Raw genomic sequence first — 18,181 nt, forward strand, 5'->3', positions numbered from 1 at the left:
CGCTTAATCTTCTAAACGATCCTTTTCTAAAAGTGATGCGCCAGCAATACCTGGTTTAGTCATTTCAAAAGGATTCAAGATGACATCAAGCTCTTCCTCTGATAAAACATCATTTTGCAGACAAAGCTCACGTACAGATACGCCTGTAAGAATCGCTTCTCTGGCAATTCGTGCAGCAGCTTCATAACCAATATGCGGATTCACCGCTGTCATGACACCAGCACTTTTTTCTACATATTCTTTTAATCTAGATTCATCTGCTTTTAGGTCACGCAAGCAGTTGTCTACGAAGGATTCAAATACATTTTTCATGATGCTGAGAGATTGAAGCAAGTTGAACACAAGAACTGGTTCCATCACGTTCAGCTCAAGCTGACCAGCCTCTGATGCAAGACAGATCGTGTGGTCATTTCCGATAACTTGGAATGCCACTTGGTTCATGACCTCAGGCATCACTGGGTTGACTTTCCCTGGCATGATAGATGAACCTGGCTGTCTTGGCGGCAAGTGAAGCTCACCAAAGCCTGCTCTTGGACCTGATGCCATCAAGCGAATATCGTTCGCCATTTTAGACATATTCATCATACATACTTTCAGTGCAGCTGATACTTCTGTATAAGCATCCGTATTTTGCGTGGCATCGACTAAATCTTCAGCTCCAACTAACGGTAATCCGCTAATGTCAGATAGATAGCCAACCACTTGGCGAATATATTTAGGATCAGCATTCAAGCCAGTTCCGACTGCTGTTGCACCCATATTGACTTCATATAAATGCTGTTTAGACTGCTTGATACGTTTAATATCACGACCAAGAACCTTTGCATAAGCACTAAACTCTTGACCAAGTCTGATTGGAACAGCGTCCTGAAGATGCGTACGTCCCATTTTGATGACATGATCGAATTCTTGCGCTTTTTCTGTCATGACTTGATGCATGTTTTCCATCGTATAAAGTAGTTTTTCAATCATATTCAATGTTGAAATATGAATCGCTGTTGGGAAAACGTCGTTTGTTGACTGCGACATGTTCACATGCGTGTTTGGACTTAGCTCAGTATAAGCGCCTTTTTCCTTTCCTAGTAGTTCAAGCGCTCTGTTTGCAATGACTTCATTGGCATTCATATTCATTGAAGTGCCAGCCCCGCCTTGAATTGGATCGACAATAAATTGATTGTTCCATTTTCCTTCAATAACCTCATCTGCGGCTTGAACAATTTTTTCTCCAAGACCAGAATATAGTCGCTGTGTATCCATATTTGCAAGTGCGGCTGCCTTTTTGACAATCCCTAATGCTTTGATGAGTTCCTCATGAACATGGTAGCCAGTAATTGGAAAGTTCTCTACTGCACGTAATGTTTGAATTCCATAATACGCTTGAGTGTCTACTTCCTTTTCACCTAGAAAGTCTCGTTCGATTCGAACTTGCTTGTCCTGTAGCTTCGTCATTTGAAAAGATCTCCTTTTACGCTGCTTTTGTTTGTTGTTTTAATTCCTCAATATACTTCTTCGATTTCTCTTGATCAAAAACTTTTTCCCACTTAGACATGACAATGGCTGCAAGTGAGTTACCAAATACGTTAACAGTTGTACGAACCATGTCAAGAATACGGTCGATCCCAACGATGAAGGCAAGTCCTTCAAGCGGCAGTCCCATTGCACCAAGTGTTGTGATGACAACAACGATTGATGCACCTGGTACACCAGCCATTCCTTTAGATGTCAGCATCAAGATTAATAGTAACGTAATTTGCTCATAGATGGAAAGTGGCATGCCGTACATTTGTGCAACAAATATGGCGGCAATGGATTGATAGATGGCACTTCCATCTAAGTTAAAGGTGTAGCCTGTTGGGATAACGAACGACGTGATCGCTTTCGGGCAGCCGAACTTCTCCATTTTATCCATTAGTCTAGGCAGTACAGCTTCTGAACTTGCTGTTGAGAATGCAAGAATGATTTCTTCTTTTAGCACTCTAAATAGTGTAAAGACGCTTGTTCCAGCTAATTTTGCGATAATGCCAAGTACGACAATCACGAAGAATGCCATTGTGCCGTAAACGACAAGTACCAGCTTACCTAGCGGGAGAAGCGCTCCGACCCCGAATTTGATCACCGTCACACTGATGAGCGCGAATACACCAAATGGTGCAAATTTCATCACTTTATTGGTCACCCAGAACATGGCTTCGAGTATACCCTCAAAGAATCCTAACACTGGTTTCCCTTTGTCTCCTACTGCGGCAATTCCTAATCCGAATAAGACGGTAAAGAAGATCGTTGGTAATAGATCACCTTCTGCAATGGATTGGAAAACGTTTGTTGGCACTAGATGCACAATCGTTTCAGAGAAACTTGCTTTTTCGGAAGAAGCTTTCGATGTTTCTTCATATTTAGAGATATCGCCTTTTTCCATGTTGCTCATGTCAATTCCTGTACCAGGATGGAAGACGTTTGCTGCAAGCAGTCCTACTGCTAATGCAATCGTTGTCACAATTTCGAAGTAAAGAATCGTTTTCCCACCGAGTCTTCCTATGGTTTTCATATCCCCTACACCAGCTACTGCTACAATCAACGCAGCAATAACAATTGGAAGAACGATCATTTTAATTAAATGGATGAATATATCGCCAATCGGCGTTAACACATTAATAACGGTTTCATTTTGATAAAACAGCGCTCCCACGATAACACCCAGAACAAGTGCAATGAGTATTTGTGAAGCTAACCCTAACTTTTTCATACGTGAACCCCCTTTTTTTGATAACGCTTTCTTTGTTGCTTAATCGCATCTTAACGATGAACCTACAAAAAACGACAAAAAGGAACAAAAAGAAGTGAATTTTTTATGAAAAATCTTTTAAAAGGTGGGTTTTTCCACAAAATTGTTAAAAAAAGACTTCGCTTTTGGGCGAAGTCCTAATGATTTTGCATTTGTTCACTTGGTGTATCTTTTTGTAAATAAGCTCCATTGTATATCGCATATCCAATAAGGACCAGAGCAACGTAGAACAATGCACTAATCGTCCAAATCCATTTGACATTCAGCTTCATTGTGCCACTCCCTCTCTAACTGGTTTCAGTCGCTGCAATCTGAGCGCATTCAATACAACCGACACGGAGCTAAAGGCCATTGCTGCTCCTGCAAGCCATGGCGCAAGAAGTCCTAAAGCAGCTATCGGTATCCCAATACAATTATAAGCAAGCGCCCAAAATAGATTTTGCTTGATGTTTCTCATCGTTTTTTGACTAAATTCAAGCGCATCAGCAATGGCATGGAGGTCTCCTGTCATGAGTGTGATATCTGCTGCTTCCATGGCGACATCTGTCCCTGTTCCAACTGCCATCCCAATATTTGCTGTCGCAAGGGCCGGTGCATCATTGATGCCATCTCCGACCATGGCGACTTTCTTTCCTTGTTCCTGAAGCGCCGCAATGTGAGCAGCCTTTTCCTCAGGCAGAACTTCAGCAATGACATGATCAATGCCCGCCTGTTTCGCAATCGCCTCTGCTGTCATCTTGTTATCACCTGTCATCATCACGACGTGAATTCCTTGCTTTTTCAGGCGCTTGATCGCTTGAGGTGAGGATGATTTGATCGTATCTGCGACCGCGACAATGCCGGCGACTTCTCCATCAATGGCAACAAGCATAGCCGTTTTCCCTTGCTGCTCCAGCGTTGTGACGGATGCTTCGACTTGATCATATGGGATATGATGTTTCTGTAATAGCTTACGCGTTCCAATCAAAAGCTTGCGCCCTGCCGCCTTTGCTTCAATTCCATGACCTGGGTCAGCTTGGAAGGCTTCAATCTCGACCGCTTCTAGACCTTGTTCCTTCATTCCATCTGTGATCGCTCTGGCAAGCGGGTGTTCCGACTGTTGTTCAGCTGATCCTGCTAACTGTAGGAGCGTATTTTCTGTCCAATTGGCAGACGCTATTACATCTGTCAGACTCGGCTCCCCTTTTGTCACAGTCCCTGTTTTATCTAAAAACACCGTGTCGAGAGATTGGGTCACTTCTAAATGCTCTCCGCCTTTAAACAGAATGCCTGATTCAGCCGCACGGCCGCTACCCGCCATAATAGAGGTTGGTGTAGCAAGACCGAGTGCACACGGACATGCGATGACGATGACTGCGATAAACGTTTCAAGTGCTGACGTCACATTCCCTGGATCAACAAAGAAAAACCAGATCATGAAGGTGAGCACTGCAATTCCTACAACGATGGGAACGAATATCCCTGATATTTGATCGGCCATCCTTTGAATCGGTGCTTTTGAGCCCTGTGCCTGTTCTACGACTTTAATAATCTGTGAAAGGGCGGTCTCTTTTCCAACCTTTGTCGCTTTCACTTTCACAAACCCATTTTTATTGATCGTTGCCCCGATGACCGCATCACCAGCCGTTTTATCAACAGGCAGACTTTCGCCCGTAATCATGGACTCATCAATTGCGGTTCTTCCCTCCACGATCTCTCCATCTACCGGCACTTTCTCTCCCGGTTTGACAAACACAAGATCATTCACTTTCACTTCGGAAATAGGGACGGTCATCTCTTTCCCATCTCGCTCGATGACCGCTTCTTTCGCTTGTAGGCCCATCAGCTTTTGAATCGCTTCTGATGATCTCCCTTTTGCTCTTGCTTCCATTAATTTTCCGAGCACGATCAACGTAATGAGTACAGCACTTGTTTCATAATAGAGGGCTGCCTCATGTGTGCCTTGAACCGCTGACTGAATGCTTTCATATAAACTATAGAAAAACGCAGCTGATGTCCCAAGTGCGACAAGAACATCCATGTTGGCACTTTTATTACGTAACGCTTTATACGCACCTACATAGAAGGGCCAGCCGACAATGAACTGAACGGGCGCTGCTAACGCCAGCTGAACCCAAGGATTCATGAACGCTTCAGGCAGCCAAATAAAAGACGTGAAAGAAAAATGACTGACCATTGCCCAAAGAAGTGGCAGTGACAGGATCATTGAGAATAGAAAGCGTGCCGTCTGCTTCTCTATTGCTGCTTGGCGATGATCTTTTTTTCCTTCCTCTGCTTCATCTGCAGCTGGTTCAATTAAAGAATACCCAATGGACTGAACCGCTTGCTTTATATCACTTGTAGACGTTTGGTCTGGGTGATACGTGACCTGAAGGGTCTCCAGCGCAAAGTTCACAGATCCGTGATCGACACCATCCATCCGGTTAATTTTTTTCTCGATTCGGTTGGCACACGCTGCACACGTCATTCCTTCTATATCAAATTCTGCTTGCTCCATCACCACATCGTAGCCGAGAGATTGAATTTTTTGCTTGAGATCCTCTGGTGTGAGTTGTTCTGCTTCATACACAATATGAGATGTTTCCAGCGCCAAATTCACATTGGCATCCTCCACACCTTCCAGCCTGTTCAATCCCTTTTCGATGCGTCCTGCACAGGCAGCACAGGTCATCCCCGTAATTTGAAAGTCGATTTCCTTCTTCATTAACCTCACCTCTCCATATACACCATGGGGGTATTATATTTTGAAAAAAATACGTGCTGTTATGCAGCACGTATTTTCATTTATACGACATCATATCCCTGTTCTTCAATTACATCAGAGATACGGTGCAACGTGACTTGATCTGGGTGAAATGAAACTTCCACCTCTCCTTTGTCTAAATGGACTTTCACAGATTCAACACCTGCTAGTTCTCCTACATTTCCTTCGACTGCTTTCACGCAATGTCCGCAAGACATGCCCTGCACTTGAAGTGTTGCTTGCTCCACTTCTCATCGCCTCCATCAATCATTTTCTACACCTTACTATACCCTAGTAGGGTATCAATGTAAACATATAAATGCTACGATTTTGTCAGTTTCGTAAAGACCGTCATTAACTCTTCAATGGCTTCATCCCCATTGCCGCTCTTGATTGCATCTGCTACACAATGATGGGTATGCTTTTCCATCAATTGAAGACTGACCTTTTTCAAAGCCGCATTGACAGCGGAGATTTGATTGACAACATCTATACAGTAACGATCGTTTTCAATCATTTGCTGAATCCCGCGCACTTGTCCTTCCACTCGTTTCAACCGATTGATCAATTGATCTTTATCCTTCTCTGCTCTTGGCGAAGCCATATGTCTTTCTTCATGTTCTGTCATGTGATCACCTTTTTTCCATTATGACTTGTCTTTACCTAAATTAAAGCATATCTCCACCGGAAAAGGCAAAGATATGCTGAATACACTCTATAGTGTTTGCTTTAGTTTGTTAATTGTTCAATGTCCTGCAATAGATTGACGGATTGCTGAAGCTGCTTAATCAATCCTTGCTGGTCCTCAAGCATGGCGGCAACGTCGATGTTGTCTGCTTTCAATTGCTGTAAATACGTCTGAATTTCCTCTGACAGCACTTTATTTTTTTCAATGATTTGCGCATGCAGGTCTTCTGCCATTTTTGGCGCTGTGACCTCATTAAAATCTTGAATGTCTGCCTTCAATGATTCAAGCTGCTGCGTTAATTCTGCCTTTTTGGCGGCGTTTTGGACAGCTTCTTCAGCAAGCTTTGGAAAGTCCTCTGTAAATTGCTGAATGTCTGTGACATAGTCATTTGCCTCAGTGACATATGTCGTTGTATCGTTGACTTGATCAAGTAAGCTGGAGCACCCGCTTAATACAAGCGTTCCGGAAAATAGGAAAGCTATCACATATTTTTTCAAGATCGATCATCCTTTCATCTGTGGGATTAAAAGCATCATTTGTTCAGCTTCCCTATCACACAGACTTAAAAAGACCTTAAAAATAGCCAGACCTTTGCCTCATGTGTGATAGGCAAAGGTCTGGCTAACATTGTTCATGCCGGAATGGCCGAGAAGCAATCGCTGCTTCTGTAATGACGACCAAACCGTAAAAGCTACTCCCCTTTAGGAAACCGTTCAAATGTTATGTTTATCATATCGAATGTCAGGACAACCGTCAATGAGAAGCAAGCGGTAGGTCAATTCTCTTCATAAAGCATATAGTCCGCTCCAGTGGACGCATAAATCCAGTTCCGTCCTTGGCGTTTTGACATATACAAGGCCTGGTCCGCTTCAAATAGAAGAGTTTCTAATACATTGGGATCATAAACTGTATGAGCAATTCCAAAGCTCGCTGTTACTCGCACTTTTTCCTCATCATTCTCAAAGAAACTCATCTCAAATGAATGTCTAATTTGCTCCGCAATATGACATGCCTCTTCGAAAGAATGATGCGGCAGACAAATAGCAAACTCTTCTCCGCCATATCGTCCGAATAAATCGTCCATTTGTAAATGCTGCTGACAAATGGTGACAACATGACGCAGTGCCTCGTCTCCAATATGATGTCCGTGTGTGTCATTGATTTGTTTAAAGAAATCAATATCAAACAGCATAACAGCCGTATCCTGCGCATCCTCTTCCAGGATCATCTGCGTTCGTTCAATAAATGAAGACCGATTGAAGATATTCGTCAATCCATCAATATACGCACGACGCTCCAGCTCTTCCTGCAGCAAACGCTGCTCTGTTACATCACTGATCACAATTTGCCTGCCCTCGATCTCTCCTCTTCTATTAAATAACGATGAAGCGGTCAGAAGATAATAGCTGGACTGATCTTCTTCCTTTTTCCACATTAAATCATATTGCGAATGATCCTGCGGAGAACGCAGCCACTGGAAGAACGCGGTATCTTTGATGATCCCTGAGAAAATATCGTCTATTTTATAGCCAATTCCCTTTTTATTAGAAAGTGCTGGAATGATCGATGCAGCAGCGGGGTTGTAATCTATGAGTGTCCGGTATCGATCTAAAATGAGAACCCCTTCAGACATATGCTCAAACACACGCTCCATCGCAATGGGAGAGAGCTTAAAGAGCTGGAACGACATAATCGCCCATAAGTAGAGCGCATTGGTTAAAAACATCACCACAGGGACCGGGTCAATATGAAGAGGTGTCACGCCTAATAAATAGATAAAAGATGTCGTGATTGGCAGTAACATGCCCACTAGCAAAATAAGGATCTGCTTTAAATACTCTTTTTTGTCACACGCAAAAACCAAACCAGCATAAAAATAGCGAGCATCGAACAGCCAAATGTATAGACGCCATGAATGATATACCAATAGCCAATCGTAAAGTCAGCCAATAAAAATCCGTCTACTGGATTCATCGTGATGCTTCGATAAAAGAGTGAATGAAAAGAGTTGGTGAACACCATAATGGTGGTGAGAGTTGGAATCAGTAAGATGAGAAGCACGCGGCGCTTTGTAAAATATTGATGGAATCCAGTAAATTGCAGCACAATCATCAGACTGAATGGCGCGATGAACGGAAGACCTATGTATTGAAAACAAACCCAGAACATAATCTCCCTAGGTGTACTTGCCAATAATTCAAATGTGTGCCCAAAGATATAAATCGCAGTTGCTCCAGACATGTACATAAACAATTGACAGCCAATATACCGGTGGCGGTTCGCATGAGCAATGATTGATAATATCACGGACAGAATGCCAGAAACACTCATGATCACAATAAAATGTAAAACAATCGAATCCATGTAAACGCCCCAATTTCAGTTATTTAGAACTAGTCTAATCTTATTATATATGAGGAAGTCACAAATGGGAAGATGTGATTTTGATTTGGGTGGAGGTTTTTTGTAAAGTTTCGGTCGACTTTTGTTCATGAGACCTTATATTTCCGCTACTTTTTGCTTAATTTGAGGGAGAGATATATTGCAATCGGAGAAATATCTGTACAATGTGGGGATTGGGATCAATGAAGAGGAGGCTTGCAAGGTATATGACTTTTTTGATTATCATGGCGGGGCTGTTTATGCTGATTCTTTTGGAGAAGCCATTTGAGAAGAGAACATCTGGATTGATATTTTTGGTGAGTTATTTACTGCTGATTGCAGTTTATGTGGTTCAAACAACGTTTGTGAAAATTGTATCGAATGGTTTGTTGATGATAATTGCGGTGGTTGTGGTTTGTCCTTTGTTTGTGCGGTTTTTAGAGACTTATCCGAAGAAACATTTTAATAAAAGTCGATCATGAATAAACAATATCTAAGAATCACTCTAATTGATCGTTAGAATGATATACCGATACAAATCTAATTCTAAGAATAAGCACTCCTCATACTTATTCTTAGAATCACTAATGCGTATTAATTCCTCTTTCGACAACGTAATTCCCATTTGTGGATTATCAGTTTTGCGTGAGTTACCATGTCAAATAATAAGGTTTAATTCTTTCTTCAACCTTTTACTACTTCAAATAGTATACCGATGTAAAAAAGTCTCCTGACATTTAATAAACTTGATCTAGTTCAACTGCTCGCTTGAATGTGATACCTGTATTGATCGCAGCAAAGTGCTTTTCTCCACAACGGATTTTGTCTAATTCTATTTTGCGTAAATCTTCTGCGGCTGTACTTCCTTTTGTCTCTACAATAAAGTACAATTTCTCTTTGCCATCTTCTTCAACAGATAATGCCCAGTCAGGGTTATAATTTCCAAGTGGCGTTTTAATTTTAAAGTCTGCAGGCAATTTAATATAAAACTTTACATTCGGATCTTTTTCACATGCTTCGACAAAATCTCTTTCAATTTTAGAATCTACAATTACATGGTCATAAGTAGAACGATTATCTGAAACTTTCACAATGCTATCTTCATATGATTCAATTTCTTCTTGTTTGAATAAGCTTTGATCGTATACTTCTTCTGTTTCCAGTTTCTCATATTTAACGCCATCCACCATTGCTAAGCGTTTAGCTGCATTAATAATGCGCGCGGCCTCTAGCATATACATTTGTGGATTCACTTTAAAATCATGTAGCGTATCACTCTTCTTTAAAACCGCAATTAATGTTTTACGAGTTAGTTTCGTATCTTGCTGTAACTCCGTTAAAATATCAGGAGTTTTTGTGTATTCTCGTTGAACAGTACTGAAACTTGTTTTTGTTGTTGTTTTTTCTTCGATACCACTTTCTTCGATTTTTAATTGCATTCGTTCGTATTCTAATTTCTGAATACGTACTAACAATTCATCCTTTAATTTTTTTGCCGCATCGCTAATGACCTGTTCACTATCAAATTGAATCGAATACGTCGTTTTATATTTAATGCGCTCCCACAGCTCAAGGAATGGCCCAGATAGCGCTTCTTTATTTAAACGAACCGTTTCTTTTTTCTCATGATCTTTAATTTCAATTTTCTCTGTATTAAACTTCTGTTCAATTGCAGCGATAACTTTCTCAGTCATATTAGGCGCAATTACCTTATATTCTTCAGGTAATTCAAATACTTGATCTTGAATTGCTTTCGCTAAGGCAACTGTACCTTTCCCTTTTGAATCTATGTATTTTTGCTCCGTTAAATATTCAACTAGTTTTTTTGAGTACTCATGACCTAAAGGTTTTCGATAACCTGTCAGTTCATCTTCCTCTAGCACAAGCGAACTAAATGTATCATGCTTAAAAATACCGAACTCTATACCTTCTTTTTCATACTCATGTTGTAAGCCATTTGCAAATTCATCATAGCTTTCGTTTGCCATCACTGTTAATGTATTTACTTCGAATCCGTGTACTCGCTCACCATTTTGATTAACAGCTATGCGAAGACCACGGCCAATTTTTTGGCGTTTCGTAAGTTCATCTTTCGAATCAATTAACGTACAAATTTGGAAGACGTTAGGGTTGTCCCAACCTTCCTTTAATGCTGAATGCGAGAAAATAAAACGCAACTTATGAGCTTTTTTTGTCGTCCTTTTTTCTTCATCATACATCGTCAGTAAATCTTCTTTGTCTTTCATGATGATTCGGAAGGCACTTTCATCTTTTTCCCCACCATTTTTGAATTTACCTTTCTTATCGATTGAGAAGTAGCCATTATGTACTTCTTCAACAGGAATACGATAATCACGAAGCTTTTTATATTTTGGAGATTTTAATACGTCTCTATACTCTTCTTCAAAAATTTGACCGTATTTCCCTAAATAAGACTTACCTTCATCATCATATTTTCGGTAGTTTGCTACGTTATCAATAAAGAATAGACTTAACACTTTAATTCCTAAAGCATTTAGCTTTAACTCTTTATTTAAATGTTCCTCAATTGTTTTACGAATTTGACCACGCTTCACCTCTAAGTCTGCGTAATGTGCTTGACTTAAATAAATGACAGATGGCTCGCCTGAAAACTCAATGTACTCATTGTCTTTTTCAGCCGATATATCACGAACATAACCAATCTCTTCATAAGCCGTTAGCTTTGTCTTTTTCACTAAGTCATCGTTTTTCTTTAAAGAAATAATCTTTTTCACAATGCCTGCTTTCGTTTTCACTAAAACCTCTACGGATGCTGTAACAGCAGTCTTCGTCGCTTTAATACCTAATAATCGTAAGTGAGCCACATTACCATCAATTGTGCGTTTAACTCCTGCTACTTCAATTTGTTTTACTAGCTTGTTTTGATACGCTTCAACAGGTCCCAATTTATAAAGTAAAGGATAACCTTCTTCTTTATGCGTTGCAGAGAAGCGGAATACAAGCGACGGATTTAAAGCAGCAATTGCAGCCTTTGCATTAGCTGTACTATCTACACTTTGTGGCTCGTCAATCAAGACAATTGGATTCGTTTCCGCAATATAATCTTTAGGTGAAATACCATATAAGCTATCACGGTCGTTGCGGTTGAAAATATTATCTTCACTATTGAACGCTTGAATATTAATAACCATAATTTCCACATTTTCATTTGAAGCAAATGCTTGTATATTTTCTAATTTAGAACTATCGTACATAAATTCACGATAAACAATTCCTTGCATTTGTGTTTTAAAATATTCTTTCGTCATTTGTATTGTTTTCATAACTCCTTCTTTAATCGCTACAGAAGGAACTACAATAATAAATTTCGTAAATCCAAATTTACGATTCATTTCTAAAATCGATTTTAAATAAACAAAGGTTTTCCCTGTTCCTGTTTCCATTTCGATATTGAACTGAGGGAAAGGTGTTGGAATTGATTGAGCAATTGGAATACCTTGCTTAATTTGAATCTGTTGAACATTTTGTAGCAGTTTACTTTCTGATACATCAATTTTATTGCCGACACCTTTTTCACCAAATAGCTTTCCCTGTATATCTTGATCCATAATCGTAAATTCTGATTTACGAATTTGTTGCCCTTCAAATACACTTAATACGGCGCCTATCGCATCTGATTGATATGTTAATTCATCAAATTGAATTTTCATTATTGCTCACCTCTAAATCGTTAACAAGTTATCTTCTGGATAACCTGCATCTTTTAGAATTTCAATACAGTTCAATTTATCTGAATCATTGTTGAAACCTGCATCGCTGAAAATGACGCTGCTTGTATCTGTTCCATGTTCATCACGGCGTGCAATCATGGCTTTTGCAACATCTGGCGTAATTTCTTTTGATAAGCAAATGAATAAACTTCCAAAAGCAATGTCGTAAATTATTTTGCCGCTTACTTCAAAGGTTTCAATAGGGTATGTTAGCTCTAAACCCTGCTTTAACATAATTTCATACACAATGTCTACTTCTGAACGGCCATCAAGAAATGGTGTTTCATATAAATCTAATTCCTCTTCTAAATTAGCAAAATCAATATTCCATTCACGGATATTCGATGTATCAAGTTTCAACACTTTAAACCCAATATCAAGTGAAGCTGGATCGACAGTACTTTCAACAAGCATACCTGCTTGTGATTTCTTTTCTTTTAATTCAGCTTTAATCTTCTCTCCAGCACGGCGAATACGTTCTTCACCTATATCACAAATTGTTTTATAACCAATCTTATAAGCTTCTGATTTTTCATCTAGTGTCTCTGGTAACTGGACTAAAATGAACTTCCGGTTTCCTTCATCTTCGGAGTTTAACTGAATTGTTGCGTGAGCAGTTGTTGCTGAACCTGAGAAGAAATCTAAAACTATGTCGTTTTTTTCTGTGAACACTTCCAACAGTCTTTTTAATAGTCCTACTGGCTTAGGATGAGAGAATATTTTAGGTTGATCAAATAGATCTGAAATTTCAGCTGAAGCATCTGCATTTAATGCTATATCAGACCAAATTGAAGATACTTTAATTTTTTTGTACTCCTTTTCATTGTAAAAAACTTTTTGTACCGGAGCCGTAATGCCACGTTTACCAAAGATAATTCTTCCCTCACTAATTCTTCTTTGGACTTCCTTTTCATTGAATACCCAGTAACGCCCTTTAGGAGGATAATGTATTTCTCCTGTATTTGGATTCTCAATTGAAAAATATGGACCTTCATGATTAGCCGATAAATCTTGTGTTGTCCAAATCCCCCTAGTATCATTATCAGGATTTGAATAATTTTTACTTAGGAATTCTTCCGTAGGCAAAAGCCCAATTTCTTTTTCATTTATCATTTCGATTTTTTTTGCATAACAATAAATATAATCATGGATAGAAGGAATATGTCCCTGATTATTCCCGTTCGTTTTCTTTTTCCATATGATGGTTCCTAATAGATTCTTCTCACCATATATTTCATTCAAAATAAATTTTAATTTTTCATGTTCTTCCTCTCCTATATTTATACAAATAACACCCTTATCACTTAAAAGATTTCTCGACAATTTTAATCTTGCATACATCATATTCAGCCAGTCTGTATGAAAACGTCCATTACTTTCCGTATTTGTTGAAATCATATTACCATGTGTATCTACTTGACCTGTTTGTTCTAAATAGTTCTGAATACCATCTTTAAAATTATCTTTGTAGACAAAATCTCTCCCAGTATTATACGGCGGATCAATATATATCATTTTTATTTTCCCATTATACGATTTTTGTAAAAGCTTCAATACTTCTAAATTATCCCCTTCAATATAAAGGTTTTCTGTCGTATCGAAGTTTTTACTTTTTTCTATTATAGGAAGTAACGTGCCTTTTGAAGGTTTTTGTGCGCCTTCAATCATTTTTTTCTTACCATGCCATGTGAACTGGTAGCGTTCTTGCTCTGTTTCTACATCTTCCCCTAATACCGTTTTTAGCATATCAAAATCGATTTTATCGCCATCAGTTAGAGTTTCTGGGAATAGCTCTTTTAAACGTGCAATATTTTGTGCTGTTAAATTAGGTGTTTCCCCATTCATTTTCTTTACCATTGCCTATCTCCTTTTCTATTAATGCCTGTTTCTCAAGCTTTATTTTATTCGCTGCTTGTTGTAATTCAACCCGCTTATTCAACTGTGTCTCTTTTTTGGCTAGCTTCACATAACCATCAATTTGTGTATCCATCACAATGAGTTTCTCTAGTAAGTTATTTTGTAATGAAATAGGCGTATAAATGTTGTACCGCACTTGTAATTCTATTTTCAACAATTGCTCAAGCCATGATTCATAAATTGTTTTTAAGTTCGTTTTATTAAAGGCATCAAAGCGCAACTGCTCTTCTACTTTTTGCAATGTAACAACTTCTTGAATCTCATATAGCACCTTGCTTGATAAATATCCATCCTTTTTCTTTTCATGTGTTGAAAATATCCATTTTGTTTGCATCTCATCGAAAAATAAGACAACGAGCGGATTCGGCATAATACCCATAAACACTTTATAAATTTGAACGGACTTTTTTATATCTTTTACGTTTATAGCTAAAAATACAATTGAATCATAGCGCTCTATTTCGTTCTCATACACTTCAATATTCGTATTATTAGTTTGAATTGTAGCTAAGATACGAATACCTCTCGAAACTACATGCTCAGAAATGATTTTTTTCTGAGCATGTGTTAATTTGTTTTCAATTTGATTATACGGCAATGTTTTCATAATTTGCGTTGCTTTCGGAAATCCAATCGCCTTTAATAACTGTGCTTCATTCATCATGCTTCATCCTTTACAACTAGAAATGAAATGAGTTCAATTTCATCGCCACCTACGTCCAACTGTCCTTGTAATGTATTTGAACCGAAGCTAAACAGGCTTTCAAAGCCCACCTCTTCTTGTTTATCTTTAATAATATCAATTGATTGCTTCAATAAGTCTTGATAATGCTCCATATCCGCTGCATCGTTTGTTTTCTTATTAAACCACTCAACTGAATTTAATTCTGGCTGTTGTTTGCCAAGTGTTAATTTACGGTAAGCATCTAGTATTTTTTTTGCATGTGTGTAATGAATAAACGCTTCACCATCATTTGTTACATACAATAAAATATGTTGAGCTAAGCTATTGCTTTCAAGAGCTACTTCTTTATGCTGTTTGAAACAAAAAATCACACCTGGTTTTGCTTCAGGCAAATCTGCATTACTTATAACCGAATACAAACCTTTTGGCGCAACTGCAAGCTCTTTTTTATACAATTTTAATGCGGCACTTAAATCGCTTTTGAAATCGGTGTATGTTAAGTCAGTAATCGATATCGCACCTGAAACATCCTCTAAGTTTAACACATCATTTTGTAGCGCTTTTAATTGATTGCGACGATATTCTAAATCATTCATTTCTTTCGATGTCGTATCTAAAATATCTTCTTCCCCAGAGGCAGAAGTATTCAATATTTTCATTCGTCCTTTCACACGTTCTTCTAAATTGATATATTCATCTAATTCCATATTCGGCCAAAAATTGACGAGTTGAATTTCTGTATTAGTTGAACCGATACGATCAATACGTCCAAATCGTTGGATGACACGTACTGGATTCCAATGAATATCGTAGTTTATTAAGTAATCACAGTCCTGTAAGTTTTGCCCTTCAGAAATACAGTCGGTCGCAAAAAGTATATCAATTTCATCTGTACGTTTACTATCCACCTTGTAGCGTTCCTTAGATTTTGGTGAAAAGTTCATTAAAATATCATTAATGTCTTTGACACGAACGCCTTTTAAGGTACATTTATTCGCTCCACTTCCGACAACTAACGCAGAATGAAGTTGTTTATTAAGTAAACGCTCTGAAAGATTATCGTACAAGTACTTAGCCGTGTCAGCGAACGCTGAGAAAATAATAACCTTTTTATTGCCTGGATTAATTGGATTTTTAATTTTTCCTTTTATTAAATTGACTAATTGTTCAAGCTTGGCATCACGTATAGTTGAAATTTGTGTTGCTTGTTGTAATAAATCCTGTAATGTGGCTAAATCGGCACGTAAATCTCCTGCCCATTTCAACGCATCAATATCATTTAATTGAATTTGTACTTTGTCACTACCTACTGTAATCGCTTCGAGCTGTTCATCATCTAACTCCGTATCATCATATTGTTCCGAATATGTTGGCTGATTTTGAAGCTGTAATGTTTGGAGTGTATCTTCAATTCGTCTAACTAATTTTTTAAGCGTCAGTCTAAATGAATGAATAGAACTTTCTAAACGCTTGAACAAGTTCACCTTCATTAAAGCTGCTACTGCAAACTCACGGTCTGTTTGTTTAAACGTCGATTGGCCACCCTTTACTCTAGTATCATACAATTCTTCATAATACTTTCGTTTATGAGGTAAAACGTATTTCATTGGCTGATAAATACTAAAGTTCAATGACTCTAAGCGCTCATTGACTTCGTTCATATTAACAAATCGGTGTTCTGTATCAACATCGGCTTTAATAGAAAGCGGCTTCAACCGAGTTGGGAAACTACCAATATCGTTGACATTATAATATTTCTCAATGTGCTTACGACTTCGAGCAATGGTTAGTAAATCAAGCAATTGGAAGTAGTCTTGCTCAACCATAATTAAAAACTCTTCTGTCGTTCGCTTTGGCGACGGCAAAGCTGTCCAACGATTGAACGACGCTTGTGCCGTGCGTAATGTTTGCTCAATACTATCTATACCTTCTTTTTTAAGTGCCTTATCGTTATCTTCCGTTATAAAGGCAATTTGATTTTTGATATCATTCATTTTATTATTTACAGGTGTAGCTGATAATAGTAGCACCTTCGTTTTTACACCTTTTTTAATGATTTCCTGCATAAGCTTTTGATAGCGTGTTATTCGACCCTTATGCGCATTATTATTTCGGAAATTGTGCGATTCATCGATTACTACTAAATCATAATTTGACCAATTGATTGTATCGAGACGAATTTCACCCGACATACCACTTTCGCGATTTAAATCGGTATGATTTAACACATCATAGTTAAAGCGATCTTCGTTTAACACATTTCGTTTATCATTTTGCGTATAAACCGCCCAGTTATCTCTTAGCTTTTTCGGACATAAAACTAATACACGGTCATTTCGTAGCTCATAGTATTTGATGACAGCGAGTGCCGAAAATGTTTTCCCTAGCCCCACACTATCCGCTAAAATACAGCCATTATAGTTCTCCATTTTATCGATCATGCCTATTACACCATCGCGTTGGAACGGGTACAGCTTATTCCAAATGAACGTATCTTTAAAGTTCAATCCTTCTTTAAGAATATTATCCTCTGAAAGACCTTCTAAATTCTCCGTGAAAATATTATATAACGTTACAAAATAGAGCCACTCCGGCGCATTTTCTTTTTGAAAAGCATCTAGTTGCTCTAAAACTTCTGCAGTAACTTCTTTCGATTTTGTTTCATCTTTCCAAATTAGGTCAAATTCTGCAAGCAAGTTTTTTGTAACACCAAGTGTCTCTTTCATAACTGTATAGCTTGCTTGACGTTTTGAAGAAGTAATGCCTAACCCATCTGCTGTAAACTCAATTTCCGATTGAATAAAAATGTCCTCATCCATTTTGTTTTTAATCATGATTTGCTTAGGGTACGAGCTGTCACCTAAAATTGTCTTAAACTGGGCGTGTTGATTGATCCATTCGGATAACTCTCGTGCAATTTGTTTAGACTGCATTTGATTTCTTAATGGAATTTCAAACTGGTTTCCTTCTAAATCGAGCTGCTGGCCTTTTCTTTCTACTAATTTAAATTGATGATTATCATCAATTTCTTGTTGATAAAAGGTTTGCTCTGTAAAGAGAAAGCGAAAAGATTCCCCTTTCGCTAACGTTTTTTTTAATTCTTTAAAAATATTCATACTCAATTTTGCAGAGGCCACTGCAATTTCCGATCCGTTTTTTATTTCACCTTTCATTACATGAACGAGTGTGTTATTCCCTTTATTATCGACTAAATCTATTTTCAAAATTCAGC

At 38.3% G+C, this 18,181-nt stretch carries 13 protein-coding genes and 1 pseudogene; 1 reads left to right on the forward strand and 13 read right to left on the reverse strand.

Annotation, left to right across the window (positions count from 1 at the left end; all coding sequences use genetic code 11):
- Nucleotides 1–3: 3 nt before the first annotated feature.
- From aspA to CKW02_RS20510, 9 genes and pseudogenes are all read right to left on the reverse strand, one after another.
- Nucleotides 4–1,449 carry an aspartate ammonia-lyase gene (gene aspA / locus CKW02_RS16560; RefSeq protein WP_003213704.1) on the reverse strand — a complete coding sequence of 482 codons (1,446 nt, stop codon included), beginning with the start codon at nt 1,447–1,449 and terminating at the stop codon, nt 4–6.
- 16 nt (nt 1,450–1,465) lie between these two features.
- Nucleotides 1,466–2,743: a cation:dicarboxylate symporter family transporter gene (locus CKW02_RS16565; RefSeq protein WP_003213370.1), complete on the reverse strand. Its 1,278-nt coding sequence runs from the start codon at nt 2,741–2,743 to the stop codon at nt 1,466–1,468.
- A gap of 176 nt (nt 2,744–2,919) precedes the next feature.
- Nucleotides 2,920–3,054: a hypothetical protein gene (locus CKW02_RS20635; RefSeq protein ID WP_003213264.1), complete on the reverse strand. Its 135-nt coding sequence runs from the start codon at nt 3,052–3,054 to the stop codon at nt 2,920–2,922.
- Nucleotides 3,051–5,486 (reverse strand): heavy metal translocating P-type ATPase, encoded by a 2,436-nt coding sequence (locus CKW02_RS16570; protein WP_003213105.1) that lies wholly within the window; start codon nt 5,484–5,486, stop codon nt 3,051–3,053. The genes CKW02_RS20635 and CKW02_RS16570 overlap by 4 nt, the downstream gene beginning before the upstream one ends.
- Before the next feature lie 80 nt (nt 5,487–5,566).
- Entirely contained in the window at nt 5,567–5,773 is a 207-nt protein-coding gene (gene copZ, locus CKW02_RS16575; protein ID WP_012011271.1) for a copper chaperone CopZ, read from the reverse strand.
- Nucleotides 5,774–5,847: 74 nt separating this feature from the next.
- Complete coding sequence (locus tag CKW02_RS16580; RefSeq protein WP_003212640.1) at nt 5,848–6,153, reverse strand: metal-sensing transcriptional repressor; 306 nt, start codon at nt 6,151–6,153, stop codon at nt 5,848–5,850.
- 101 nt (nt 6,154–6,254) lie between these two features.
- The gene (locus tag CKW02_RS16585; RefSeq protein ID WP_003213149.1) at nt 6,255–6,710 is read right to left on the reverse strand and encodes a DUF6376 family protein; all 456 of its coding nucleotides are present in this window, start codon (nt 6,708–6,710) and stop codon (nt 6,255–6,257) included.
- A gap of 278 nt (nt 6,711–6,988) precedes the next feature.
- The gene (locus tag CKW02_RS16590; protein ID WP_414826800.1) at nt 6,989–7,939 is read right to left on the reverse strand and encodes a sensor domain-containing diguanylate cyclase; all 951 of its coding nucleotides are present in this window, start codon (nt 7,937–7,939) and stop codon (nt 6,989–6,991) included.
- A pseudogene (locus tag CKW02_RS20510) lies at nt 7,934–8,577 on the reverse strand (histidine kinase N-terminal 7TM domain-containing protein); the annotation flags it as partial. The gene CKW02_RS16590 and the pseudogene CKW02_RS20510, both read right to left, overlap by 6 nt.
- 245 nt (nt 8,578–8,822) lie before the next feature.
- On the opposite strand from CKW02_RS20510, the gene CKW02_RS16595 reads away from it, so the two are divergent.
- Complete coding sequence (locus CKW02_RS16595) at nt 8,823–9,077, forward strand: hypothetical protein (RefSeq protein WP_034620125.1); 255 nt, start codon at nt 8,823–8,825, stop codon at nt 9,075–9,077.
- Nucleotides 9,078–9,332: 255 nt separating this feature from the next.
- On the opposite strand, the gene CKW02_RS16600 is transcribed toward CKW02_RS16595, so the two are convergent.
- The 4 genes from CKW02_RS16600 to CKW02_RS16615 are packed head-to-tail and all read right to left on the reverse strand — an operon-like array spanning nt 9,333 to nt 18,173.
- Nucleotides 9,333–12,287 carry a restriction endonuclease gene (locus CKW02_RS16600; protein WP_003213335.1) on the reverse strand — a complete coding sequence of 985 codons (2,955 nt, stop codon included), beginning with the start codon at nt 12,285–12,287 and terminating at the stop codon, nt 9,333–9,335.
- A gap of 12 nt (nt 12,288–12,299) precedes the next feature.
- Nucleotides 12,300–14,204 carry a site-specific DNA-methyltransferase gene (locus CKW02_RS16605; RefSeq protein WP_003213542.1) on the reverse strand — a complete coding sequence of 635 codons (1,905 nt, stop codon included), beginning with the start codon at nt 14,202–14,204 and terminating at the stop codon, nt 12,300–12,302.
- Nucleotides 14,173–14,925: a DUF4391 domain-containing protein gene (locus tag CKW02_RS16610; RefSeq protein ID WP_034620127.1), complete on the reverse strand. Its 753-nt coding sequence runs from the start codon at nt 14,923–14,925 to the stop codon at nt 14,173–14,175. The genes CKW02_RS16605 and CKW02_RS16610 overlap by 32 nt, the downstream gene beginning before the upstream one ends.
- Complete coding sequence (locus CKW02_RS16615) at nt 14,925–18,173, reverse strand: helicase-related protein (RefSeq protein ID WP_003212784.1); 3,249 nt, start codon at nt 18,171–18,173, stop codon at nt 14,925–14,927. The genes CKW02_RS16610 and CKW02_RS16615 overlap by 1 nt, the downstream gene beginning before the upstream one ends.
- Between the last annotated feature and the right edge of the window lie 8 nt (nt 18,174–18,181).

Origin of the sequence: Bacillus pumilus (assembly GCF_900186955.1) — a bacterium.
Classification (GTDB): Bacteria; Bacillota; Bacilli; order Bacillales; family Bacillaceae; genus Bacillus; species Bacillus pumilus.